Here is a 24,542-nt window from a genome sequence, read left to right on the forward strand (position 1 = left end):
CCCAAGCAATTGGCTCACTTCCTGCAAGTCCCCCACATATCGCCATAAATCCTTCACCTCAACAGGCGTGAAGGCCCCAGTGGCTGCGGGTTAATGATGTGCATCTGACGGTTCGCCAACCCTAGCGGGGCTGGCCAAACCGCGCGAAGAGCAAGAGGACAGCGATGAAGGCAGTAATTCTGGCGGGTGGTCTCGGTACGCGGATCAGCGAAGAGTCGCATCTCAAGCCCAAGCCAATGATCGAAATCGGCGGCAAGCCAATTCTTTGGCACATCATGAAACAGTACTCCGCCCACGGCATTCACGACTTCGTGATCTGCCTTGGCTACAAGGGCTACGCGATCAAGGATTTCTTCGCCAACTACTTCCTGCACACCTCCGACGTCACGTTCGACATGTCCAACAACCGCATGGACGTTCACCAGAACTACAGCGAACCGTGGCGCGTGACCCTGATCGACACCGGCGAAGACACCATGACCGGTGGCCGCCTGCGTCGCGCCGCCCGTTACCTGGAAGGCGAACAAGCGTTCTGCTTCACCTACGGCGACGGCGTCTCGGACCTGAACATCGGCGCGTTGGTGGACTTCCACCTGAGCCACGGCAAACTCGCGACCGTGACCGCCGTGCAGCCACCGGGACGTTACGGCGCCCTGGAGCGCGACGGTGACAGCGTCAAAGGTTTCATTGAAAAACCACGCGGTGACGGCGGCTGGATCAATGGCGGCTTCTTCGTACTGTCGCCCAAGGTCTTGCCCTATATTGCTGACGACCAGACCTCCTGGGAAGCCGAGCCATTGGCCGCGCTGGCCAACGAGCAACAGTTGCAAGCGTTCCAGCACGACGGCTTCTGGCACCCGATGGACACCCTGCGCGACAAAAACCACCTTGAGCAGCTGTGGCTGAGCGGGGAGGCCCCATGGAAGCAATGGGACTGAGTCAGGAGTTCTGGCGCGGCAAGCGGGTTCTGCTGACCGGCCATACCGGCTTCAAGGGCAGTTGGTTGACGTTGTGGCTGCAAAGCCTCGGTGCCAAGGTCAGCGGTTTTTCGCTGGACCCGTCCACCGAACCGAGCCTGTTTGAACTGGCGCGCGTGCACGAAGGCATCAACGATCAGCGCGGCGATTTGCGTGACCTCGGCGCATTGCTGGAGCTGATCGCCGAGACCCAGCCGGAAATCGTCTTGCACCTGGCGGCCCAGCCGTTGGTGCGTGAAGGTTATCGCGACCCGTTGGGGACTTATTCCAGCAACGTCATGGGCACCCTCAATCTGCTCGAAGCCATCCGCCAGGTCGGCGGCGTGCGCGCCTGCGTGCTAGTGACCACCGACAAGGTTTACGCCAATCAGGAATGGCTGTGGCCGTACCGCGAAAACGAAGCCCTCGGTGGCCACGACCCGTACAGCAGCAGCAAAGCCTGCTGCGAGTTGCTGGCGCAGTCTTACGCGGCGTCGTTCTTCCCGGCTGAAAAGTACGCCGAGCACGGTCTGGCCCTCGCCACCGCCCGCGCCGGCAACGTACTGGGTGGCGGTGATTTTGCACCTGAGCGGTTGATTCCCGATGTGCTCAAGGCCTGGTCCGCCGACGAACCGGTGACCCTGCGTTACCCGCAAGCCGTGCGCCCGTGGCAGCACGCGCTGGAACCGCTGGCCGGTTACCTGCAACTGGCGGCCGGCCTGTATGAACAAGGCCCCGAGTTTGCCGGTGCGTGGAACTTCGGCCCGAGTGAAGCGGACATGTGCAGCGTCGGCGAAGTCGTCGAATTGCTCGCCAACCGCTGGCCACAAGCCCGCGGCCTGCGCATCGAACCGAGTGAGTTGCATGAAGCCGGCCTGTTGCGCCTGGACAGCAGCCGCGCCCGTCAACTGTTGGCGTGGCAGCCGCGCTGGTCGTTGCAACAGTGCCTGACCCAGACGCTGGATTGGCACCTGGCCTGGCAAAACGGCGACGACATGCGCGCCATCACTTTGGGCCAGTTGAACCTGTACCGAGGCGCGTTGTGAGCGAGTTTTCGATAACGCCATTGCCGCTGGCCGGTCTGTTCAGCGTGCAGCACAAACGCTTCGAGGATGAGCGCGGACACTTCGCCCGTCTGTTCTGTGAAGGCAGCCTGAGCGCCTTCGGCGAGCCGTTTCATATCCGTCAGATCAACCATTCCTGCACCCGTGAGCGGGGCAGTGTGCGTGGCCTGCATTATCAAAACGCGAGCGCGCCGGAAGCCAAATTGATCACCTGCCTGCGCGGCGAAGTCTGGGACGTAGCGGTGGATTTGCGCCCCGATTCCGCGACCTTCCTGCACTGGCACGCCGAGTACCTGCGCGCCGGTGACGGTCGCAGCCTGCTGATCCCGGCCGGCTTCGCCCACGGTTTCCAGACCCTGAGCGACGATGCCGAATTGCTCTACCTGCACAGCGCGGATTACACGCCAGTGCATGAGGGTGGTTTGAGCGTGAACGATCCACGGCTGGCGATTGCCTGGCCGTTGCCTGTCAATAATCTGTCGGCGCGGGATTCCAGCCATCCCTTGCTTGATGACCACTTCGCTGGAGTGCGTGTATGAATTGCCGTGGTTGCGGGACTTCCCTGGCCTTGCCGCTGATCGACCTCGGCACCTCGCCGCCGTCCAACGCTTATGTGCGCGCCGATCAGCTGGAGCAAGCCGAGCAATGGGTGCCGCTCAAGGTGGCGGTGTGTCAGCAATGCTGGCTGGTGCAGACCGAGGATTACACCAGCGCCGACAGCCTGTTCGACGCCGAGTATGCGTATTTCAGTTCGTTCTCCAGCACCTGGCTGGCCCATGCCGAGCGTTACGTCGCCGAGATGACCGAGCGCTTCGGCCTGACCGCTGACAGCCGCGTGGTGGAAATCGCTGCCAACGACGGTTACCTGTTGCAGTACGTCGCCGGACGCGGCATTCCGTGCCTGGGTGTCGAGCCGACCCGCAGCACCGCACAAGCGGCGCGGGACAAAGGCCTGGAGATTCGTGAACTGTTTTTCGGTCGCGATACGGCCGCGCAATTGGTCAGCGAAGGCTGGTCCGCCGACCTGATGGCTGCCAACAACGTGTTGGCCCACGTTCCGGACATCAATGATTTCCTCGGTGGTTTTGCGACCCTGCTCAAGCCGACCGGGGTGGCGACGTTCGAGTTTCCGCAACTGCTGACGTTGATGGCCGGCCAGCAGTTCGACACGCTGTATCACGAGCATTATTCCTACCTGTCGCTGACCGCCGTGCAGACCTTGTGCAAGCGCAATGGACTAGAAGTGTTCGACGTCAGTCAGCTGTCGACCCATGGCGGTTCGCTGCGGGTTTTCGTCCAGCGTGCCGATGGTGTACGTCGTCCGGTACAACCAGCCGTTCAACAGCAGTTGCAGGCCGAACTCGCCGCCGGGGTAAAAACCACCGAGTACTACGCGACCCTCGCACCCGCCGCCGAACGGATCAAACACGAACTGCTGCGCTTCCTGCTGCAGGCCAAGGCCGACGGCAAGCGTGTGGTCGGTTACGGCGCGGCGGCCAAGGGCAACACCTTGCTCAACTACGCCGGAGTCAAACCGGATTTGCTGGCGTGGGTGGCCGATGCCAACCCGCACAAGCAGGGCAAGTATTTGCCGGGCAGTCGCATTCCGATTGTCTCGCCGGCACAGATCGACCTCGAGAAACCCGATTACGTCCTGGTGCTGCCGTGGAACCTGCTGACCGAAGTCAGTCAGCAACTGGCGCAGGTGCGTCAGTGGGATGGCCGTTTCGTGATCGCCGTGCCTGAGTTGACCGTGCTGTGAAAGTGCTCGTGACCGGCGCCACCGGGTTTGTCGGCCGTCATCTGGTCGACGCCTTGCTCGCCCGTGGCTGCGAAGTCCGCGCCGTGGCGCGCAATGCCGAGACTGCCGCGACCATGCCGTGGATCAATGCAGTGGAATTCGTTGCGACGGATATTCATGCCGAGGATCTGAACATCGCCGCATTGACCGATGGCGTCGACGCGCTGGTGCATCTGGCCTGGCCAGGGTTGCCGAACTATCGGGCGCTGTTCCACTTCGAACACAACTTGATGGCCGACTACCGGTTCATCAAGGGCGCGGTCGAGGCGGGCGTCTCCCAAGTCTTGGTCACTGGCACCTGTTTCGAATACGGCATGCAAAGCGGTCCGCTCAGCGAGCACACCGCGCCGCAGCCGAGCAATCCGTACGGGTTGGCAAAAAATACACTGCGCCTGTTTCTGCAAAACCTGCAGCGGGTTCAACCGTTCACCCTGCAATGGGCGCGGTTGTTTTACCTGCATGGCGAAGGGCAAAACCCGAACAGTTTGCTCGCCGCGCTGGACCGCGCCATCGACGCTGGCGATGACAGCTTCAACATGTCGGCCGGTGAGCAATTGCGCGATTACCTGGCGATTGAAACCGCGGCCGGTTACCTCGCCGCCATCGTGCAACAGCGTGAATTCGATGGCGTGATCAATTGCGCCAGCGGCCAGCCGGTTTCGGTGCGGGCGCTGGTCGAACAGCGGCTGCGTGAGCGCGGCGCGTCGATCCATTTGAACCTCGGTCACTACCCATATCCGACCCACGAACCGATGGCGTTCTGGGGCGTGGCGGACCGTTTGCAACAGCTACTGGGAGCAGAGCATGAGGCATGAGTTGTATCGGGTCGCCGACCTGCCGGTGTTGCAAAACCGCACCTTTGCCGACCCCGCGTCGGCCAAGGCTTCGGCGTGTGCCGACATGGTCCTGGTACAGGATGAAAAGAGCGGGTTGATCTTCAACCAGGCCTTCGATGCCGACAAGCTCAGCTACGACGCCGACTACCAGAACGAGCAGGCGCATTCGGGCCAGTTCCAGAAGCACCTGGGCGATGTCGAAGGCATCATTGCCCGCCACTTCAAGGGCCGGGAACTGATCGAAGTCGGCTGCGGCAAGGGCTACTTCCTCGAACTGCTCAAAGGGCTGGGTTACGCCATCACCGGCATCGACCCGGCCTACGAAGGCGACAATGCCGACGTGATCAAAGCACCGTTCACCCGTGGCCTAGGCCTGGCGGCGGATGCCATCGTGCTGCGCCATGTGCTGGAACACATTCAGGACCCGGTGAGTTTTCTTGCCGAGATCGCCGACGCCAATCAGGGCGGGCAGATCTACATCGAAGTGCCGTGCTTCGACTGGATCCTCGAGCACAAAGCCTGGTTCGACCTGTTCTACGAGCACGTCAATTACTTCCGCCTCGATGACCTGCGCCGGATGTTCGGCACCGTGCACGAGGCCGGGCACCTGTTCGGCGGCCAGTACCTGTACATCGTTGCCGACCTGGCGACCTTGCGCCTGACCCCGGAACAACCGGTGCCACGCCTGGCGCTGCCTGACGGCTTCACCGCAAGCCTTGCGCGTGCGGTACAGATTATCCAGGACGCACCCGAGCACGGTTCGGCGATCTGGGGCGCATCGTCCAAAGGCGTGATCTATTCGCTGTTCCTGCAAAGGGCCGGTGTGGCAGTGGATCGCGTGGTTGACATCAACCCGGCGAAGCAGGGCCGTTATCTGCCCCTGAGCGGTGTGCGTGTGTCCTCGCCGCAAGAGGCCATGGACGCGCTGCCCGAAGGCGCCCACCTGTTTGTAATGAATTCCAACTACCTCGAAGAAATCAAGCGGATGACCGATGGACGCTACGTCTATCACGCCGTCGACAGCGCTTCGTTCCAGTGACTATTGAGATTAGAAAAATGACTGACAACACCATCAATAAAGCCTTCGAAGCCGAGTGCGCAGAACAAATCGCCGCTCAGGGCGACGACCAGAAACTCACCGGTCTGGCCCAGGATTTCTTCAACCAGTCGGCCAAGCACAAGTACAGCTACCACTTCTCGTGGATGGGCCGTCCGATCATCCAGCTGCCGCAAGACATGATGGCGATGCAGGAAATCATCTGGCAGGTCAAACCCGACCTGGTGATTGAATGCGGCATCGCCCACGGCGGTTCGATCATCTACTACGCCTCGTTGCTGGAGCTGCAAGGCCACGGCGAAGTGCTGGGCATCGACCTCGACATTCGCCCGCACAACCGCGAAGCCATCGAAAGCCACCCGATGAGCAAGCGCATCAAAATGATCGAAGGCTCGAGCATCGACGAGGCGATCGCCGCACAAGTCCGCGCTGCCGCCGAAGGCAAGAAAGTCATCCTCGTACTCGACTCCAACCACACCCACGATCACGTACTGGAAGAGCTGCGTCTGTACGCGCCGCTGGTGTCGGTAGACAGCTATTGCGTGGTTATGGACACCGTGGTTGAGGACATGCCGGCCGATTTCTTCCCGGATCGTCCATGGGGCCCGGGCGACAACCCGAAGACCGCCGTGTGGAAATACCTGGAAGAAAACGCTGACTTCGAAATCGACCGTCAGTTGCAGAACAAGCTGCTGATCACCGTGGCGCCGGATGGCTATCTGCGTCGCGTTCGTTAATCACTTTTGAATTGAATGTAGGTTCTCGGCTTCTGGCCGGTTGTGGGGATAGAAATATGCGCGTTCAAAACACTGCTCGAAACGATGTGGCACCGCTGAATGAACGGTTGACGGTGGTGGTGATTTCCCACAACCGCAACGCCTACCTGCGGCGCACCTTGCAGTATTACAGCAGCTATCCCTGCACGATTCTGGTCCTGGACTCTTCGCTGAAAAGCGACGAGAACATCGCCCGCGATTACCCGATGGTCGATTACCGGCACCTGCCGCAATTCACCTACACCGGGTTGCAGGACAAACTCGCCTATGGCGTGAATCAGGTGACCACGCCGTACATGGTGCTGGCCGCCGATGACGATTTCCTGCTGCACGATGCGGTCACCGAGTCGCTGGAGTTTCTCGAAGACAACGCCGACTACGGCATGTGCCACGGCTACGGGATCATGTACCTGGCGCGCGCCACGGAAGTGAATTACTTCCGCCGCGACCGCAAGGGCCCGGAGGACTATTGCTCGGAGTCGGCCGAAGAACGCCTGACGCAATTCATGGGGCACTTCCTGCCGCCGTTCTACGCGGTCAGCCGTACCGAGTTGTTGCAGGACTGGCACAACGCGTTGCTGCCGGGCACCAGCTTCGAATGGCAGGAAATCGGCCATGCCTATTACATGCTCGCGCGCGCCAAGGCGCGGATCTTGCCGATCCCGTTCGCCGTGCGGGAAATCCCTTACGGTGCCTCGGAGCACAACACCAACGTGCTGACGGTGTTGACGCTCAAGGACGCAAAAACCGTGGCCGATCGCGAGCGCTTTGCCGAGTTTCTGGCGTCGTTGCCGACCGGCATGTCCCACAAGACACTGGCCGAAGGCAAGCAGGTGGCGCTGGACAGTTTCGCCACCATGGCCGACTGCCTGACCAACATGCGTTCGTTGCAGGGCACGATGATTTTCACCTCGACCTGGCTACAGGCTGGCAACGACCCTTCGCGTCTGTTTGGTCAGATGCAGTTTGTCGAGATGCCGTTCTACAACCAGCCGGTTTTCGATTTGCTGACCGAGTTCGAATTCCTGCTGCACACCATGCCGGCCGGCAAGTTGCAGCTGCAGGAACTGGAAGGCCTCTTGCTCAAGCAACATGAGCTGATGCGCGTGCACCCCAACGACAACGAGCGCACCTTGCGCAGCCGTTTGTGGGAAGCCCTGAGCCTGTATGCGTTCAACCGCACGGTGGTGTCGCGTCTGGTCGAGTCGTTGAAGGATTCCGATGAGCCCGAAGAAGGCCTCAAGCTGCAAGCCTGGGCCGAACGCCTGGCGTCGGTGCCGGCACAGGACGAGCAATCGTTGTTCGAGAACATGCCGTCCGGGCGCTTGCTGAACTGGCTCGATGCCCGCAACCCGGATGCCAAGCAGCTCAAGGTGATTGAGGCGCAGCTGCGTAAACGCAATGGCGGCCCGCAGTTCGGCATCATGCTGTTGGACCTCGACGCCGACATGGTCAAGTTGCAGGCCACCTTCGACAGCCTGGTCGCTGGTAATTGCAAGGCGTTCAAGGTCGTGGTGTTCACCACCGGTGATTTGCCGGCGACCACCACACCGCGTGACACCGTGCATTTCGTCAAAGTCACCGCCACCAATTACGTCGAGCGCATCAACCAGAGCGTCAACCAGTCCACCGCCGACTGGCTGGTACTGGCTGAGGCCGGTGATCAGTTCACCGCCAGCGGTCTGCTGCGCGCCAGCCTCGAACTGATGGGCGCCGAAGGCATTCGTGCTGTGGCGATGGATGAAATCCAGCGTCAGGAAAACGGCTCACTGGCGGATGTGTTCCGTCCGGGCGTCAACCTTGATCTGCTGCAAACCGTGCCGTCGCTGATGGCCCGCCACTGGCTGATCCAGCGTGACGTATTGGTGAACGCGGGAGGCTACTCGGCTGAATACCTGTCGGCGCTGGAGTTCGACCTGTTGCTGCGTCTGATCGAAGACGGGGGCCTGGGTGGCCTGGCGCATCTGGCCGAGCCGCTGCTGATCTGCAACGCGGCGTCCGTCGAGGAAAACCCTCACGAGCGTCAAACCCTGACCCGTCACCTGACCGCCCGCGGCTATCGCGGTCAGGTCAGCTCCGGGCTGCCTCAAACCTGGCAGATCGATTACCAGCACGCCGCGCGGCCAAAGGTCTCGATCATCCTGCACAGTCAGGACAATCTGGAGCACCTGCAACGCGCGGTGGTCAGCGTGCTGCAACGTACCCGTTACCAGCAGCATGAAATCCTGATCGCCGATAACCACAGCCAGTCCGAAGAACTGGCGACCTGGCTGACCAGCCTGGAAGGCAAGGGCGATCGCCTGCGCGTCCTGCGCACCGCTAAACGCTTGAGCGCCTCGGCGCTGCATAACTTTGCGGTCAGTGAAGCCAAGGGCGCCTACGTGGTGTTGATGTCGGCCGAAGCTGAAGTGGTCAATTCCAACTGGCTCGACAGCCTGCTCAATCAGGCCCAGCGTCCGGAAGTCGGGATTGTCGGCGGCAAGCTGATGAACTTCCGTGGAGCGACCACACAAGCAGGTCTGGTACTGGGCTTGAACGGCGTGGTCGGTTCGGTGTTTGTCGATGAGCGCAAAGATGCCAAGGGCTACATGAACGGTCACCAGGTTGAACAGAACTACTCGGCAGTGTCCGGCGCTTGCATGATGGTGCGCAAGGAGCTGTACGAGGCCGTTGGCGGTCTGGACGAAGAGCATTTCGACGAAGCGTTTGCTGACATCGACCTGTGCCTGAAAGCCGCCGACGCCGGTTACCTGATCGTCTGGTGCCCGCAAGCGCAGATGCTGCACCCGGGCCTGTTGCCGGATGCACCGCAAACGGCCGCGGCCCTGCAAGACAAGTGGCGCGCGCGCTTCGCTCAAGACGCGGCGTACAACCAGAACCTGGCCTTGACCGGCAAGGGCTTTACCCTCGGCGCAGCCTCCAGTGTGAACTGGACGCAGTTGCTCGCTTAAGCCTGGCTGACAGGTACAAGGACTCAAGGCATGTTTAACGGTAAATCGATTTTCATCTCCGGCGGCACCGGCTCGTTCGGGCGCAACTTCATTCGTCGGCTGCTGGAGCAATACCAGCCAAAACGCGTCGTCGTGTTCTCGCGCGATGAGCTCAAGCAGTACGAAATGCAGCAGACGTTCAATGCCCCGTGCATGCGTTACTTTTTGGGTGATGTGCGCGACGCCGAGCGTTTGCGCCAGGCCATGCGCGGTATCGATTACGTGGTGCATGCCGCCGCCCTGAAGCAAGTGCCGGCGGCGGAATACAACCCGACTGAATGTATTCGTACCAACGTCAATGGCGCCGAGAACATCATCGCCGCGGCCATCGACAACGGTGTGAAAAAAGTCGTCGCGCTGTCCACCGACAAGGCCGCCAGCCCGATCAACCTGTACGGCGCGACCAAGTTGCTGTCGGACAAACTGTTTGTCGCTGCCAACAACATTGCCGGTGAACAGCAAACGCGCTTTGCCGTGGTCCGCTACGGCAACGTGGCCGGTTCGCGGGGCTCGGTGGTGCCGTTCTTCAGCAAGCTGATCCGTGAAGGCGCCACTGAACTGCCGATCACCGATGAACGCATGACGCGTTTCTGGATCACCCTCGATCACGGCGTGCAATTCGTGCTCGACAGCTTTGCGCGCATGCACGGCGGTGAAGTGTTTGTGCCGAAGATTCCATCGATTCGCATCGTTGATCTGGCGCAGGGCATGGCTGAACACCTGCCGCACAAGAACGTCGGGATTCGCCCGGGCGAAAAACTCCATGAATTGATGGTGCCGCTGGACGACGCGCGGATGACCCTGGAGTTCGCCGATCACTACACGATTCAGCCGTCGATCCGCTTCACCAGTGTCGACGTGGATTTTGCCGTGGACAATCTGGGCGAACAGGGGAATGCCGTGAGCGAGGACTTCGAATACCGCTCCGACACCAACCCGCACTTCCTGTCGGTGGGTCAGATCGCAGACCTGCACGCCGAGTTGTCGGCATGATTCCTTACGGTCGGCAAAGCCTCGATCAGGCAGACATCGATGCGGTGGTTGCCGTGTTGCAGTCTGACTGGCTCACGCAAGGGCCGACCATCGAGCGTTTCGAACAGGCCATGGCCGAACGTTGCCAGGCCGGTTTCGCGGTGGCGGTGTGCAACGCCACGGCGGCGCTGCACATCGCTTGCCTGGCGGCGGGGCTTGGGCCGGGCGATCGTTTGTGGACCACGCCGAACACCTTTTTGGCCTCGGCCAACTGTGGTCGTTATTGCGGTGCCGACGTGGATTTCGTCGACATCGATCCGTTGACCTGGAACCTCGATGCCTATGCCCTGAAAGCGAAGCTGGAAGCAGCCGAAGACAGCGGCACGCTGCCCAAAGTGCTGGTGGCGGTGGCCTTTTCCGGACAAAGCTGTGACATGCGCATGATCGCCGAACTGGCCGAGCGCTATGGCTTCACGGTCATCGAAGACGCATCCCATGCGGTTGGCGCCTCCTACGCCGGTCGCCCGGTGGGCTGTGGCGAATTCGCCGCCATGACGGTGTTCAGTTTCCACCCGGTCAAGATCATCACCAGTGCCGAAGGTGGCATGGTGCTGACCAATCGCCCGCAGCTGGCTGAACGCTTGCAACGTCTGCGCAGCCACGGCATGACCCGCGATCCGCAGCACATGACCGAACCCAGCCACGGTCCATGGTATTACCAGCAAGTGGAGCTGGGCTTCAATTACCGCATCACTGACCTGCAAGCAGCCCTTGGGTTGTCACAGCTGGGTAAACTTGACGGGTTTATCGACCGTCGTCGTGAACTGGTGGCGCGTTATGAGCGGTTGCTGGCGTACTTGCCGGTGACCCTGCCGAGCATTCAGCCCGAGGCCGAATCGGCATGGCACCTGTACGTGGTGCGCCTGCAGACGGAGCGCATCAATCTCAGTCATCGGCAGGTGTTCGAAGGCTTGCGAGCCGCCGGGGTCGGGGTGAACCTGCACTATATTCCGGTGCATTTGCAGCCGTATTATCGTGACCTGGGATTTTCCGAGGGGGACTTCCCGCAAGCGGAGCGTTACTACGCCGAGGCCATCAGCCTGCCGCTGTTTCCTTTACTGAGCGATGAACAACAGGATTACGTGGTCGAGCAGTTGCGACGGCTGGTCCTTGAGGAGTAGTACCTTGAGCAGCGTTGCGATCATTCCGGCCCGAGGTGGCAGCAAGCGTATTCCCCGTAAGAACCTCAAGCCGTTCGACGGCGTGCCGATGATCGTTCGCTCGATTCGTACGGCGCTGGATTCAGCGCTGTTCGATCAGGTGGTTGTCAGCACCGACGATGAAGAAATTGCCGAGGTTGCCCGGGCGCATGGGGCTCACGTACCGTTCATGCGTCCGGCGTCGTTGGCGGATGATTTCACCGGCACGGCGGCGGTGATGGTTCATGCCTTGAATGAACTGCCGGCGTTCGACTTTGCCTGCTGCGTCTATGCGACCGCGCCGCTGTTGCAAGCGCGGTATCTGCGCCAGGGGCTGGAATTGCTCAAGCGGCATCCAGACAAATCGTTTGCATTTTCCGTCGCCGGTTTCGGCTTCCCCGTGCAGCGTGCCTTGACCCTCGACGAAGAGGGCGCCTTGACCTCGCTTTACCCGGAATTTCGCACGACCCGTTCCCAGGATTTGCCCGAAGCCTTTCAGGACGCCGGCCAGTTTTACTGGGGGCGTCGCGAAGCCTGGTTGCGCGGCGATGTACTGTTTTCCCCGGCGAGCCTGCCAGTGATTTTGCCGCGGTATCTGGTGCAAGACATCGACACCGTTGAAGACTGGAAGCGTGCCGAATATCTGTACGCGGCATTGAAAGCCGGCGGTGAAGTGCAATGAGAGTGCTGATTCGTTCCGACGCTTCGCCGACGATTGGCAGCGGCCATATCGCGCGCCTGTTGCCACTGGCCAGAACCTTGCGCAAGCAGGGTTCGCACGTGGCGTTTGCCTGTCGTCTGTTGCCGGGCCATCGACTGGATGTTTTGGCGGGTGAGGGCTTCGAAACCTTTGCGCTGCCGGATCGTTATCCCGATGAAGATCCGCAACAAGCCATCGAATCGATGCTGCCGTGGCAAGCGGACATCGACGCATTGGCACAGGTACTGGAAGACCAGCCGGCGTTCGACTGGATCATTGTCGACCACTATGGCCTCGATCATCACTGGCAAACCGCAGCCCGACGCTGGGCAACCCGGATCGCAGCGGTGGATGACCTTGCGACGCGCACCTATAGCGTCGATCTGCTGCTCAATCAGAACCTGTCCGGTACACCTGAGGCTTATGCCTCGCTGCTGCCGCGGGGTTGCCAGACCTTGCTCGGCCCACGTTTTGCGATGCTGCGTGATGAGTTCAACTGCGCGGCCATCGAGATCAAACCCCGGGCCAAGCGGGTGCTGGTGAATTTCGGCGGTTTCGATGCGGCAATGCAGACGCATCATGCGATGTTGGCGATGGCGGACTTCCATGAGCTGGACGTCGATTTTGTGGCCGGTGCCGATAATCCGGCCTGGGAACAGATGCAGGCGTTGGCGGCAGATCGTCCAAACTGGCGTTTGCACAGTTTTGTCAGCGACTTCTACCGGTTGATGACCGAGGCCGACTTGTTTGTCGGTGCCGGTGGCGGTACCAGCTGGGAGCGGGCGGCGCTGGGGCTGCCGACGATTTGCATCGCCGTGTCGAATAATCAGCAGGCCAATGGCGAAGTCATGGCGGCAGCGGGGACCCATGTCTACCTGGGGCCGCGTGAGCAGGTCTGTGTTGAACAGCTGCGTCAGGCCGTGGGATTTGTCGCGGACAATCAGGGCTTGCGCCAGAGCCTCGCCGAACGCTCCCGGCAATGGGTCGATGGCCGTGGCGCGCAGCGTGTGGCGGCGGCATTGGCCGGTGCGCTTTTACAGATACGCCCGGCGACCCTGGGCGATTCGACGTTGTTGTTCGAGGGGCGCAATGCGCAGGCCGTGCGGCGCTGGTCGCTGGAGACCGGTGTCATTGACCGGCAAGCCCATCAAAACTGGCTGACCGCCAGCCTGAGCAATGACCAGCGCTTGTTATTGATCGCCGAGGCGGATGACGGCCCGGTCGGTGTGCTGCGTTATGACCGGCGTGGCGTTGAAGCCGAAGTGTCGATTTATCTGTTCGAAGGCCGTTTCGGGCTGGGCTGGGGCAGGGCGCTGCTGGCGCGGGGCGAGGCCTTCGTCACCCGTCATTGGCCACAACTGACCGCCATCACTGCTCAGGTTTTGCCGTCCAACCAGCCGTCGCTGAAGGTCTTTCGCGAAGCCGGTTTCACTCAGAGTGCCTGCGCGTTCACGCGCGTATTGAAGGATCACCGCAATGACTAGTTTCAAGATCGGCAACCGCTTGATCGGTGCTGACGCGCCGCCCTTCATCATCGCCGAGATGAGTGGCAACCATAACCAGTCGCTGGACATGGCGCTGCAAATCGTCGAAGCGGCGGCCAAGGCCGGCGCCCACGCCTTGAAACTGCAAACCTACACGGCCGAGACCATGACCCTGGACCTGTCCGAAGGTGAGTTCTTCATCAAGGACCCCAACAGTCTGTGGGCGGGCACATCGCTGTATGCCTTGTACGAAAAAGCGCATACACCGTGGGAGTGGCATGCACCGATTTTTGCCCGGGCCAAGGAACTGGGGATGCTGGCATTCTCCACACCGTTCGATGACAGCGCCGTCGACTTCCTCGAAAGCCTCGACGTGCCGGCCTACAAGATCGCCAGTTTCGAGAACACCGACTTGCCGCTGATTCGCCGGGTCGCCGGCACGGGCAAGCCGTTGATCATCTCCACCGGCATGGCCAGCATCGCCGAGCTCGATGAAACCGTGCGCGCGGCCCGTGAGGCCGGTTGCAAGGACCTGGTGCTGCTCAAGTGCACCAGCACCTATCCCGCGACTCCGGCCAACAGCAATGTGCGAACGATTCCCCATCTGCGTGAATTGTTCGGTTGCCAGGTCGGTTTGTCCGATCACTCCATGGGGGTTGGCGTTTCCGTGGCCGCGGTGGCGCTGGGGGCGACGGTGGTGGAGAAGCACTTCACCCTCGACCGCGCGGCCGGTGGCGTGGATGCCAGTTTTTCGCTGGAACCGGCGGAGCTGGCCAGTCTGGTCGTCGAGACTGAGCGTGCCTGGCAGGCGATGGGCCAGGTGCATTACGGCGTGACAGAAGCCGAGCGCAAATCCCTTGTTTACCGTCGCTCGCTCTATGTCACCCAGGACATGGCCGCCGGCGAGCCCTTCACCACGGCCAATCTGCGCGCCATCCGTCCGGGGCTGGGCCTGGCCCCCAAGCACGCTGAAACCCTTCTGGGCCGCCGCGCCCGCCACGCTATCACGCGTGGAACCCCGCTGGACTGGTCCTTGGTCGAATAACACCTTATCGGCTTGATTCGGCAAAATAGAGTGACCTGTGAGTCATAACGCGCATCTTCACTGTATTGTATAAATCGGGAAGGTGGCGCCTGGCCTGTTTCTGGCCCAGTGATAGCCTTTTATTCTTCCCGCCGTCGCGGCTTCGGGGCGACGTTTTTCTCTGTTTGTCGGCGCCCTCGAATCCTTGCGAGCGGTGGTATTGGGCTGTTTATTATTGGGAAGCCGTAATGATTGGCATAAAAAGCATTGCGAGCTACGTTCCTGTAGCCGGCATAGACAATTACGCACAAGGTGCAAAATTCGAGAAGGATGAAGAATTCATCCTTGGCAAGATCGGTTCCGCTTTCCTGCCGCGCAAAGACGATGGGCAAGAAACCTCGGACCTGTGCGTCGAAGCAGCCAATGCGCTGTTCGCCAACAATCCTGATTTGAAACGTGAAGCGGTCGATGTGCTGATCGTGGTCACCCAGAACGGTGACGAAGAAGGCCTGCCACACACCGCGGCCATCGTTCAGGACAAACTCGGTCTGCCCACCACCGTGGCGGCGTTCGATATTTCCCTGGGCTGCTCCGGCTACGTCTATGGCATCTACGCAATCAAGGGCTTCATGGAAGCCGCCGGCCTGAAGAATGGCCTGCTGATCACGGCCGATCCATATTCCAAGATCGTCGACCCCGAAGACCGCAACACCACCATGCTGTTCGGCGATGCCGCCACCGCCACCTGGATGGGCGAAAACGCTCCATGGCAGTTGGGCAAGGCCAAGTTTGGCACCGACGGTTCCGGCGCGCCTCACCTGAAAGTGACCGATGGCGTGTTCTTCATGAACGGTCGTCAAGTGTTCAACTTTGCGTTGCTCAAAGTCCCGGCGCATTTGCATGAGCTGCTGGCCGATTCGCAACTGACGGCTGACGATGTCGATGCGTTCTGCATTCACCAGGGCAGTGCGGCCATTGTCGATGCCGTGGCACGGCGCTTCGAAGGCGAGCCGGAGAAGTTCCTCAAGGACATGGTCGAGACCGGCAATACCGTGTCGTCGAGCATTCCATTGCTGCTGGAAAAGCACGTACTGGATTCCAGCTGGAAGCGTGTAGCGCTGAGTGGTTTCGGCGTTGGTTTGTCGTGGGGCTCGGCGATCATCTATCGCCCTTGACGGCGACGCTTCAGTCAAAGAAAGCCAGACACAAAAAAAGCGCTCAAGGTGTAATCTTGAGCGCTATTTTTTTGCCCGGACAATAAGCGAGGCGGCATGAGCGAGTTCTTTGAGCACAACGTCGATGTCATCCAGCAGCGCTGGCCGGCATTGGCTGTGCGCTTGCTGGTGGAAGACACGAGCCTGTTGCAGGCGGATCTGGTGGAAGGCCTGGGCTCGACGTTGAGCATCAACGGCATTCAGTTGACCAGCCGCCATGATCGCAGCCGCGAGGCCAGGGTCCAGGCTGACAGCTTGCCGCTCGACAGCCCGGTGCTGCATGTTTACGGCACCGGTCTTGGCGATCTGCAAACGGCGTTGCTTGAGCGCATCGGGCTTGAGCGCTTGTACGTGCACATCCTCAACGGTGCGGTGTTCAACCTGGTGCTGCAATTGCTTGATCAGCAGCCGTGGCTCAGCGATCCGCGAGTCGAGCTGCTGTATGCCGGTGATCTTGCGGAAATCAAGCTGCCGTTTTTTGCCTTGCCGTCTGAACTGGTCCTGGCCGATGACTTCAGTGCGAAGATTCGTGATCGCCTGATCAGCGAAACTCACCTGGCCTTCAACAACCGAGAGTTCGACCCGCAGTCGCCTGAGATTATCGAGCGCATGCAAGCGTGTCTGGCGCTGGTGCAAACCGATCCTGACGTGACCGAATTATTCGCTACCCGTCCCGGCCAGGAGGTGTTCGTCATTGCCACCGGCCCGAGCCTGGAACAGCATTTCGAGACATTGCGCGTCATTCGCAGCCAGGCTGAGCGGCCGTTGTTCATCTGCGTCGACACCGCTTTTCGCCCATTGCTCAAGCATGGCATCCGTCCCGACGTGGTGGTCAGCATCGACCAGCGCATTTCAGCCCGGCACTTGCCGCCGGAAGACACGGCCGACATCACGCTGGTGTACATGCCCATGCTCGATCCATTGGTGCTCGAAGCCTGGCAAGGGACACGTCATTGCAGTTACTCCGCCAGTCCGATCTATCAGTCGTTGCGTGCGCAATTGCCCAGGGGCGAGTTGTATGTCGGCGGTAGCGTGATTCACCCGGCCGCCGACCTGGCGGTGAAGATGGGCGCAACGCAAATCACTTTGTTCGGTGCCGACTTCGCCTTCCCTGGCGACAAGACCCACGCAGGCTGGAACGACGGCGACCTGGGACCGCAACTGGGCGCCGCCAAACACTGGGTGCTGGATGGTCACGGGCAGCGCATCAAGACTCAGCTCAATTTCCGCAGCTATTTGTGTGAGCTGGAGCGGTTTATCGCCGGCCATCCGCAGGTGCGCTTCTATAACAGCAGTCGGGCAGGGGCGATGATCGCCGGAACCGTTTTTCATCCGGAGATCGCCTCATGAGTGCTCGTGAATCTTTTATTGCCGAAGCACAGCACTGCGCCACCTTGTTCCGTCTGGGGCGCGATGTAGAAGCGGGGCTGGCGATGACCGAGCTGGTTGGTGCGGTTCACCCGACGTTCGATACCAAGGCGCAGGACGTACAGCAGCAATGGGCGTTTGTGCTCGGTCAGATGTTTGCGTGTCAGGAAGCACAGAACTGGCTCGCCCTGGCAGATTATCTGGAGTACGAACTGGTCGAGTTGCTGACCGACAGCCTGTCCCTTTAAGCAATTTTTCTTCTGTCGGTGCAGGCGAGTCCTCGCCAATCCCGTCGCCGACAGTTCCCTGACGTCAGCTTTTCGTTGTTATCACGCTGCCAACCCCTTGATTTACAGGGGGTGGCAACGTGATGGCAAATATTTTTGAAAATCCCCTAAAGCAAGTTGCATTGGCGACGATAACTATTACGAAGGTTCTCTAGGCCATACCCGGCGGTTGCCAGGGCCGGAAGCCGCAGTACCCAACCAACGAGGAATTCGTCATGGCTTTAACAGTAAACACCAACGTCACATCGTTGAACGTTCAGAAGAACCTCAACCGTGCTTCCGACGCTCTGTCGACTTCGATGTCTCGCCTGTCTTCCGGCCTGAAAATCAACAGCGCTAAAGACGACGCCGCCGGCCTGCAAATCGCTACCCGTATGACCTCGCAAATCCGCGGTCAGACTATGGCTATCAAAAACGCCAACGACGGTATCTCGATCGCTCAGACCGCTGAAGGCGCGATGCAGGAATCGACCAACATTCTGCAGCGTATGCGTGAACTGGCTGTTCAGGCACGAAACGACTCGAACGGTACTCAAGACCGCGTCGCGCTGAACAAAGAATTCGCGGCAATGTCGGACGAACTGACTCGTATCGCCAAGTCGACCAACCTGAACGGCAAAAACCTGATCGACGGTACTGCTGGCACCATGACCTTCCAGGTCGGTTCCAACACCGGTTCGGCTAACCAGATCACTCTGACCCTGGCTTCCGGCTTCGACGCCGTAACCCTGTCTGTTGACTCGGCTACCCTGCAGATCACTGGTAACAGCTCGGCAACTGCTCAGGCTTCGTTCTCTGCTGCAATCACCAAGATCGACGTGGCTCTGCAAACCATCAACACCAGCCGTGCCGACCTGGGTGCTGCACAAAACCGTCTGACCAGCACCATCTCCAACCTGCAGAACATCAACGAAAACGCCGCCGCTGCACTGGGTCGCGTACAAGATACCGACTTCGCTGCTGAAACTGCACAGCTGACCAAGCAACAAACTCTGCAACAAGCTTCCACCGCAGTTCTGGCTCAGGCCAACCAACTGCCATCCGCTGTACTGAAACTGCTTCAGTAATAGCTGATTGAGTTTTGGCGAGGGGTGTGCGCTGGTCGTGCCCTCTCGCTTTTTTACTTTGAGAGGTGATGGACATGGATATGAGCGTGAAGCTGAACTTGTCTTATCCGGCGGCCAAGCACGCGACTCCGGTTGCCGACAAGGCTGCGGAAAAGCCTCAAGCGGCGCCCGCGAAAGTGGTCGACGTCAAGGACGCGCGCAAGACGGCTCAAACTGAACAGGACAAGCTGAAAATGGCGGTCCAGGAAATTGAAAAATTCGTTCAGTCGGTCAAGCGTAACCTGGAGTTCTCGATCGATGAGCCTTCAGGGCAAGTCGTGGTGAAAGTCATTGCCAGTGAGTCGGGTGAGGTGGTTCGCCAGATCCCCAACGAAGAAGTCTTGAAACTGGCCAATAGTTTGAATGATGCAAGCAGCTTGTTGTTCAGCGCGAAAGCCTGACAGCTGGCACGAATTTTGTTGCTATGTTCTTTTGGGCGTTGTAGTGGTCAAAAGACCGGCGACACACTGAAGGGAGTTCCACATGGCAAGTCCAATTTTACCGGGCACGGGTTTAGGTTCAGGCCTTGATACCGGTGCTATCGTCAAAGCCTTGGTCAACGCTGACAAAGCGGCCAAACAAGGTCAGATCGACCGTGGGACCACGACCAACACGGCGAGCATCTCCGGGATTGGTACGCTGAAGTCGCTGCTGGCCACGTTCCAGAAAGCACTCACCGATCTGGGCAGCACCACCACCCCTCAGTTCACGGGTTATTCGGCAACGTCCTCCGACCCCAAAGTACTGACTTCCACGTCCAGCAACACCGCTGTTGCCGGCAATTACGTGGTCAAAGTCACCAGTCTGGCTACCTCCTCGAAAGTCGCCTCTGCGGCCTTTGCTGGCGGCGCGACCAGTCCGATCACGGCAGGCACGCTGACCATCACCCAGAACGGCACCAGCTATCCGGTGACCGTCGGTGCGGGCGCCACGTTGCAATCGGTGCGTGATTCGATCAACAGCCAGTACCAGGCCAGCGGCCTGAGTGCCAACATCGTGACCGACAGCTTCGGTTCGCGCCTGGTGTTGGGTTCGACCACGACGGGTGCAGGTTCCGATATCTCCGCGACCGGTATCCCCGAGCTGACCATCGACGGCACAGCCCCTATGGCGGCCGTACCGACCGCCACTTCTTCGGGTGCGATTGGCGGCCTGGCGGCGGATGCGGTGTTTTCGGTGGATGGCCTGGCGATGACCAGCAAGTCCAACACCGTCGACAAGACGATCTCTGGCTTGAGCCTGGTCCTGACCGGCGCCGGTACATCGACCGTTAACGTTGCGACCAACAACGATGGTCTGAAGGCATCGATCCAGAAGTTTGTCGACGCCTACAACGCCGTTGCCAACGCGGTGACGTCCTTGACCAAGCCGTCCCTGGACGACGATGGCAAGCCGACTGTCTCGGCTGCGCTGACCGGTGACCCGTTGCCGCGCTCGCTGTTGGCTGCTATTCGTGGGCCGTTGTCCCAGACCGGTGCCGGCGACAAACTGACCGTGCTCTCGCAGTTGGGGATCACCACGGACCAGAAGACCGGTGCGTTGAACTTCGACGGCACCAAGTTCACTGCTGCGATGAACGACAAGAAGCTCGGTGGCGAAGTCCAGACCCTGTTTACCGGCACCAACGGTCTGCTCGAACGCATGAACAATGTGATCAAGCCGTACACCGATACCGGTGGCATTCTCGACACTCGCACCACCAACCTGAATGTAACCAAAACCAAGCTGACGGCTGATCAGGCTGCCTTGGATCGTCGGGTCGAAACACTGACCGCTGTACTGACCAAAAAGTACAACGACATGGATACCCTCGTCGGTAAGTTGAAGGCAACCGCCAGCAACATCACCGGAATGTTCGAGGCCATGGCCGCGCAGCAGAAGAACTCGTAACACGCAAAACGCCAAAAGCCCGGCAGCGTTTTCAAGCGCTCCGGGCTTTTTGCATTTGAATCTAAAGTTTTTTGACGCGTTGTCGATACACTGGTTAGACGAACTACAGAATTTTGATGAGGTACAACATGAATCCAATGTTAGCCCTTCGCCAATACCAGAAGATTGGCGCTCAAGCGCAAACTTCCGAAGCCAGCCCTCATCGACTGGTACAGATGCTGATGGAAGGTGGTCTGGACCGTATTGCCCAGGCCAAAGGCGCCATGGAGCGTAAAGACATTCCTAACAAGGGTGTTTTGATCGGCAAGGCCATCGGCATCATCGGTGGTTTGCGTGAAGGTCTGGACCTTGAGAACTCCATCGAAACCGTCGGTGAGCTCGACAATCTCTATGCCTACATGATGAAGCGCCTGGCTGAAGCCAACATCAAGACTGACCCGAAGATTCTCGACGAAGTCGCTGATTTGCTTCGTACAGTCAAAGACGGTTGGGATGGTATTGCCGCACCGGGTCCGCAGTTTTAAGGAGATCACCATGAGTCTTGTATTGCAGCGAATCGAACACACCCGCGACGCCCTGGTCGGTGCATTGGCCGAGCGCAATTGGGAAGCCATCGGTGAGTTGGATCTGGCGTGCCGATCCTGCATGGAAGACGTTTTGAGTGAGGCTTCGGTGGACGAGGCCGCGTTGCGCGACAACCTTGAGGAGTTGCTGGGGGTCTACAAGCAGCTGCTTGAAGCCGCGACGGGGGAGAGGCAAGCGATAGTCGACGAGATGTCGCAGATCCATCAAGCACAGAACGCGGCAAAGGTTTACCATCTGTTTGGTTAATTAATCCTCGGTTAATCCAAACATAGTGCGCCATAAATTTGACTGTGCACGGTTTTTTGACTTAACTAGTGGCTGGTTACAGATTTCAGGCGTGTACAGGCAGAATGTGTCTGCAAGCGTCTAGCTTGCCCCATCATTTTTGGGCATTGAGTTGACTAGGGAAGTTGCTATTGCATGTGGCGTGAAACCAAAATTCTGCTGATTGATGACGATAGCGTCCGCCGCCGCGACCTGGCGGTGATTTTAAATTTTCTCGGTGAAGAAAATTTACCCTGCGGAAGCCATGACTGGCAGCAGGCTGTCGGCTCTTTGTCATCAAGTCGTGAAGTAATCTGCGTCCTGATCGGGACGGTCAATGCTCCTGGCGCACTTACGGGCTTGTTAAAGACACTCGCAACCTGGGATGAGTTCCTTCCGGTTTTGTTAATGGGCGATAATTCTTCCGTTGACCTGCCAGAAGACCAGCGTCGCCGAGTGCTTTCGACCCTCGAAATGCCGCCCAGCTACAGCAAATTGCTCGACTCCCTGCACCGTGCCCAGGTCTATCGCGAGATGTACGACCAGGCCCGCGAACGCGGTCGTCACCGTGAACCCAATCTGTTCCGCAGCCTTGTCGGCACCAGCCGGGCGATTCAACACGTCCGTCAGATGATGCAGCAAGTGGCCGACACCGACGCCAGCGTGCTGATTCTTGGTGAGTCCGGTACTGGCAAGGAAGTGGTTGCGCGCAACTTGCACTACCACTCCAAGCGTCGTGACGCGCCGTTCGTTCCGGTCAACTGCGGGGCGATCCCGGCCGAGTTGCTGGAAAGCGAATTGTTCGGCCACGAGAAGGGCGCCTTCACCGGGGCGATCACCAGCCGTGCAGGGCGTTTCGAACTGGCCAACGGCGGTACGCTGTTCCTTGATGAAATCGGCGACATGCCGCTGCCGATGCAAGTCAAGCTGCTGCGCGTGCTGCAGGAGCGTACGTTCGAGCGCGTGGGCAGCAACAAGACCCAAAGCGTCGACGTGCGCATCATTGCCGCGACTCACAAGAATCTCGAAAGCATGATCGAGATCGGCACCTTCCGCGAAGACTTGTACTATCGCCTGAACGTGTTCCCGATCGAGATGGCGCCATTGCGCGAGCGCGTCGAAGACATCCCGTTGCTGATGAACGAGTTGATTTCGCGCATGGAGCACGAGAAGCGCGGCTCGATTCGTTTCAACTCGGCAGCGATCATGTCGCTGTGCCGTCACGGCTGGCCGGGCAACGTTCGCGAACTCGCCAACCTGGTGGAGCGCATGGCGATCATGCACCCGTACGGAGTGATCGGCGTGGTCGAGTTGCCGAAGAAATTCCGCTACGTCGACGACGAAGACGAGCAACTGGTCGACAGCCTGCGCAGCGATCTGGAAGAACGGGTGGCCATCAACGGTCACACCCCGGACTTCACCGCCAACGCCATGCTGCCGCCCGAAGGCCTGGACCTGAAGGACTACCTCGGTGGTCTGGAACAGGGCCTGATTCAGCAGGCACTGGATGATGCCAATGGCATTGTCGCGCGTGCCGCCGAACGCCTGCGGATTCGACGCACCACGCTGGTGGAAAAGATGCGCAAGTACGGCATGAGCCGTCGCGATGGAGATGAACAGGCGGAGGATTGACGCCTGTTTTTCAAGTCCTTCATTTTTGGGTGGTTTTTTTTAGGCACGGGTATTGCTACATCCCTCGCAACGTTCCGTTTAACTGACGGTCAGCCAGCGAGAGAGCACGATGCCCCAAGCCGCCCAGATGTCTCCTGTCCCAGACGCTTCGGGACAACCGTCGTCCGTAGAGCAGGCAAGCCGGCTTGGCCTTGAGCAGGCGTTTGCGCTGTTCAGCCAGATGTCGAGTCAGCTGACCGATTCCTACAGCATGCTTGAAGCCCGGGTCACCGAGCTCAAGGGCGAGTTGGCGGTGGTCAGTGCCCAGCGCATGCAAGAGCTGGCGGAAAAAGAACGCCTGGCCAATCGTCTGCAAAATCTCCTCGACCTGTTGCCCGGTGGTGTCATCGTCATCGATGCCCAAGGCATCGTGCGTGAAGCCAATCCGGCAGCGTGTGAATTGCTCGGGCTGCCGCTCGAAGGCGAACTCTGGCGTCACGTCATCGCCCGATGCTTCGCGCCTCGCAAGGACGACGGTCACGAAATCTCGCTCAAGGACGGTCGGCGACTTTCGATCGCCACTCGCTCGCTGGACGCCGAGCCGGGTCAATTGGTGCTGCTTAACGACCTGACTGAAACCCGTCATCTGCAAGATCAACTGGCTCGCCACGAACGCTTGTCTTCCCTGGGGCGAATGGTTGCCTCGCTGGCGCATCAGATTCGCACGCCGTTGTCGGCCGCATTGCTGTACGCCAGTCACTTGACCGAGCAGGAACTGCCGGTCGCTACACAGCAGCGGTTTGCCGGTCGCCTGAAAGAGCGTCTGCATGAGCTGGAGCATCAGGTTCGCGACATGCTGGTGTTTGCTCGCGGCGAGCTGCCACTGACCGATCGCGTCACGCCCAAGCAACTGATGCAATCGCTGCAAGCGGCGGCACTGACGCAGGTCCAGGACCTGCCCGTGCGTTGGCAGTGCGACAGTCATGCTGGCGAGTTGCTGTGCAACCGCGACACGCTGATCGGGGCGATCCTCAACCTGATCGAGAATGCAATCCAGGCGAGTGCCGGTGATGTCCGTTTGAAGGTTCACTTGTACACCCGCGAGGACAGCCTGCGCGTGTGCGTCAGCGACAGCGGCAGTGGTATCGACAGCACGGTGCTGGCGCGTCTGGGTGAGCCGTTTTTTACCACCAAGACCACCGGAACCGGCCTGGGCCTGACCGTGGTCAAGGCCGTGGCCCGTGCGCATCAGGGCGAATTGCAACTGCGCTCGCGGCCGGGGCGCGGCACCTGTGCGCAGGTGGTCCTGCCGCTTTTTTCGGGTGACAAGTCCGGCGCTCAGGGAGCGGAATGAAAGG

23 protein-coding genes are annotated in these 24,542 nt (G+C 59.8%); all 23 read left to right on the plus strand.

The window, feature by feature from the left end:
• The first annotated feature begins 164 nt into the window (after positions 1 to 164).
• A complete protein-coding gene (gene rfbF, locus D882_RS0105610; RefSeq protein ID WP_027922331.1) occupies positions 165 to 938 on the plus strand; it encodes a glucose-1-phosphate cytidylyltransferase in 774 nt (257 codons plus the stop codon).
• Positions 920 to 2,002 carry a CDP-glucose 4,6-dehydratase gene (rfbG, locus tag D882_RS0105615; protein WP_027922332.1) on the plus strand — a complete coding sequence of 361 codons (1,083 nt, stop codon included), beginning with the start codon at positions 920 to 922 and terminating at the stop codon, positions 2,000 to 2,002. The genes rfbF and rfbG overlap by 19 nt, the downstream gene beginning before the upstream one ends.
• Positions 1,999 to 2,559 (plus strand): dTDP-4-dehydrorhamnose 3,5-epimerase family protein, encoded by a 561-nt coding sequence (locus D882_RS0105620; RefSeq protein ID WP_027922333.1) that lies wholly within the window; start codon positions 1,999 to 2,001, stop codon positions 2,557 to 2,559. The genes rfbG and D882_RS0105620 overlap by 4 nt, the downstream gene beginning before the upstream one ends.
• Positions 2,556 to 3,782: a class I SAM-dependent methyltransferase gene (locus D882_RS0105625; RefSeq protein ID WP_027922334.1), complete on the plus strand. Its 1,227-nt coding sequence runs from the start codon at positions 2,556 to 2,558 to the stop codon at positions 3,780 to 3,782. Before D882_RS0105620 ends, D882_RS0105625 begins: the two co-directional genes overlap by 4 nt.
• Entirely contained in the window at positions 3,779 to 4,636 is an 858-nt protein-coding gene (locus tag D882_RS0105630; protein WP_027922335.1) for an NAD(P)-dependent oxidoreductase, read from the plus strand. Before D882_RS0105625 ends, D882_RS0105630 begins: the two co-directional genes overlap by 4 nt.
• Complete coding sequence (locus D882_RS0105635) at positions 4,626 to 5,696, plus strand: class I SAM-dependent methyltransferase (protein ID WP_027922336.1); 1,071 nt, start codon at positions 4,626 to 4,628, stop codon at positions 5,694 to 5,696. Before D882_RS0105630 ends, D882_RS0105635 begins: the two co-directional genes overlap by 11 nt.
• Positions 5,697 to 5,713: 17 nt before the next feature.
• On the plus strand, positions 5,714 to 6,451 hold the full coding sequence (locus D882_RS0105640) for a cephalosporin hydroxylase family protein (RefSeq protein WP_027922337.1): 738 nt from the start codon (positions 5,714 to 5,716) through the stop codon (positions 6,449 to 6,451).
• Between the two features lie 56 nt (positions 6,452 to 6,507).
• Positions 6,508 to 9,441, plus strand: a complete 2,934-nt coding sequence (locus D882_RS0105645) for a TIGR00180 family glycosyltransferase (RefSeq protein WP_027922338.1) — start codon at positions 6,508 to 6,510, stop codon at positions 9,439 to 9,441.
• Positions 9,442 to 9,471: 30 nt separating this feature from the next.
• Positions 9,472 to 10,473, plus strand: coding sequence for a UDP-N-acetylglucosamine 4,6-dehydratase (inverting) (gene pseB, locus D882_RS0105650; RefSeq protein WP_027922339.1), 1,002 nt, complete (start codon positions 9,472 to 9,474; stop codon positions 10,471 to 10,473).
• Entirely contained in the window at positions 10,470 to 11,633 is a 1,164-nt protein-coding gene (pseC, locus tag D882_RS0105655; RefSeq protein WP_027922340.1) for a UDP-4-amino-4,6-dideoxy-N-acetyl-beta-L-altrosamine transaminase, read from the plus strand. The genes pseB and pseC overlap by 4 nt, the downstream gene beginning before the upstream one ends.
• Positions 11,634 to 11,637: 4 nt before the next feature.
• Entirely contained in the window at positions 11,638 to 12,333 is a 696-nt protein-coding gene (pseF, locus tag D882_RS0105660; protein ID WP_027922341.1) for a pseudaminic acid cytidylyltransferase, read from the plus strand.
• On the plus strand, positions 12,330 to 13,835 hold the full coding sequence (gene pseG, locus D882_RS0105665) for a UDP-2,4-diacetamido-2,4,6-trideoxy-beta-L-altropyranose hydrolase (protein ID WP_027922342.1): 1,506 nt from the start codon (positions 12,330 to 12,332) through the stop codon (positions 13,833 to 13,835). Before pseF ends, pseG begins: the two co-directional genes overlap by 4 nt.
• A complete protein-coding gene (pseI, locus tag D882_RS0105670) occupies positions 13,828 to 14,880 on the plus strand; it encodes a pseudaminic acid synthase (protein ID WP_027922343.1) in 1,053 nt (350 codons plus the stop codon). Before pseG ends, pseI begins: the two co-directional genes overlap by 8 nt.
• Before the next feature lie 227 nt (positions 14,881 to 15,107).
• Positions 15,108 to 16,034: a ketoacyl-ACP synthase III gene (locus tag D882_RS0105675; protein WP_027922344.1), complete on the plus strand. Its 927-nt coding sequence runs from the start codon at positions 15,108 to 15,110 to the stop codon at positions 16,032 to 16,034.
• 96 nt (positions 16,035 to 16,130) lie between these two features.
• Positions 16,131 to 17,423, plus strand: a complete 1,293-nt coding sequence (locus D882_RS0105680; RefSeq protein ID WP_027922345.1) for a motility associated factor glycosyltransferase family protein — start codon at positions 16,131 to 16,133, stop codon at positions 17,421 to 17,423.
• Entirely contained in the window at positions 17,420 to 17,689 is a 270-nt protein-coding gene (locus D882_RS0105685; RefSeq protein WP_027922346.1) for a hypothetical protein, read from the plus strand. Before D882_RS0105680 ends, D882_RS0105685 begins: the two co-directional genes overlap by 4 nt.
• A gap of 254 nt (positions 17,690 to 17,943) precedes the next feature.
• Complete coding sequence (locus D882_RS0105690; protein ID WP_027922347.1) at positions 17,944 to 18,795, plus strand: flagellin domain-containing protein; 852 nt, start codon at positions 17,944 to 17,946, stop codon at positions 18,793 to 18,795.
• Positions 18,796 to 18,869: 74 nt separating this feature from the next.
• The gene (locus tag D882_RS0105695) at positions 18,870 to 19,235 is read left to right on the plus strand and encodes a flagellar protein FlaG (protein ID WP_027922348.1); all 366 of its coding nucleotides are present in this window, start codon (positions 18,870 to 18,872) and stop codon (positions 19,233 to 19,235) included.
• Between the two features lie 82 nt (positions 19,236 to 19,317).
• The gene (gene fliD, locus D882_RS0105700; protein WP_027922349.1) at positions 19,318 to 20,724 is read left to right on the plus strand and encodes a flagellar filament capping protein FliD; all 1,407 of its coding nucleotides are present in this window, start codon (positions 19,318 to 19,320) and stop codon (positions 20,722 to 20,724) included.
• Between the two features lie 128 nt (positions 20,725 to 20,852).
• Positions 20,853 to 21,248 (plus strand): flagellar export chaperone FliS, encoded by a 396-nt coding sequence (gene fliS, locus D882_RS0105705; RefSeq protein ID WP_027922350.1) that lies wholly within the window; start codon positions 20,853 to 20,855, stop codon positions 21,246 to 21,248.
• Positions 21,249 to 21,258: 10 nt separating this feature from the next.
• Entirely contained in the window at positions 21,259 to 21,555 is a 297-nt protein-coding gene (locus D882_RS0105710) for a hypothetical protein (protein WP_008044601.1), read from the plus strand.
• 174 nt (positions 21,556 to 21,729) lie between these two features.
• Entirely contained in the window at positions 21,730 to 23,205 is a 1,476-nt protein-coding gene (locus D882_RS0105715) for a sigma-54 dependent transcriptional regulator (RefSeq protein WP_027922351.1), read from the plus strand.
• 127 nt (positions 23,206 to 23,332) lie between these two features.
• Positions 23,333 to 24,538 (plus strand): PAS domain-containing sensor histidine kinase, encoded by a 1,206-nt coding sequence (locus D882_RS0105720; RefSeq protein WP_172825915.1) that lies wholly within the window; start codon positions 23,333 to 23,335, stop codon positions 24,536 to 24,538.
• Positions 24,539 to 24,542: the final 4 nt, after the last annotated feature.

Origin of the sequence: Pseudomonas sp. URMO17WK12:I12, from assembly GCF_000514395.1 — a bacterium.
Lineage (GTDB): Bacteria > Pseudomonadota > Gammaproteobacteria > Pseudomonadales > Pseudomonadaceae > Aquipseudomonas > Aquipseudomonas mucoides.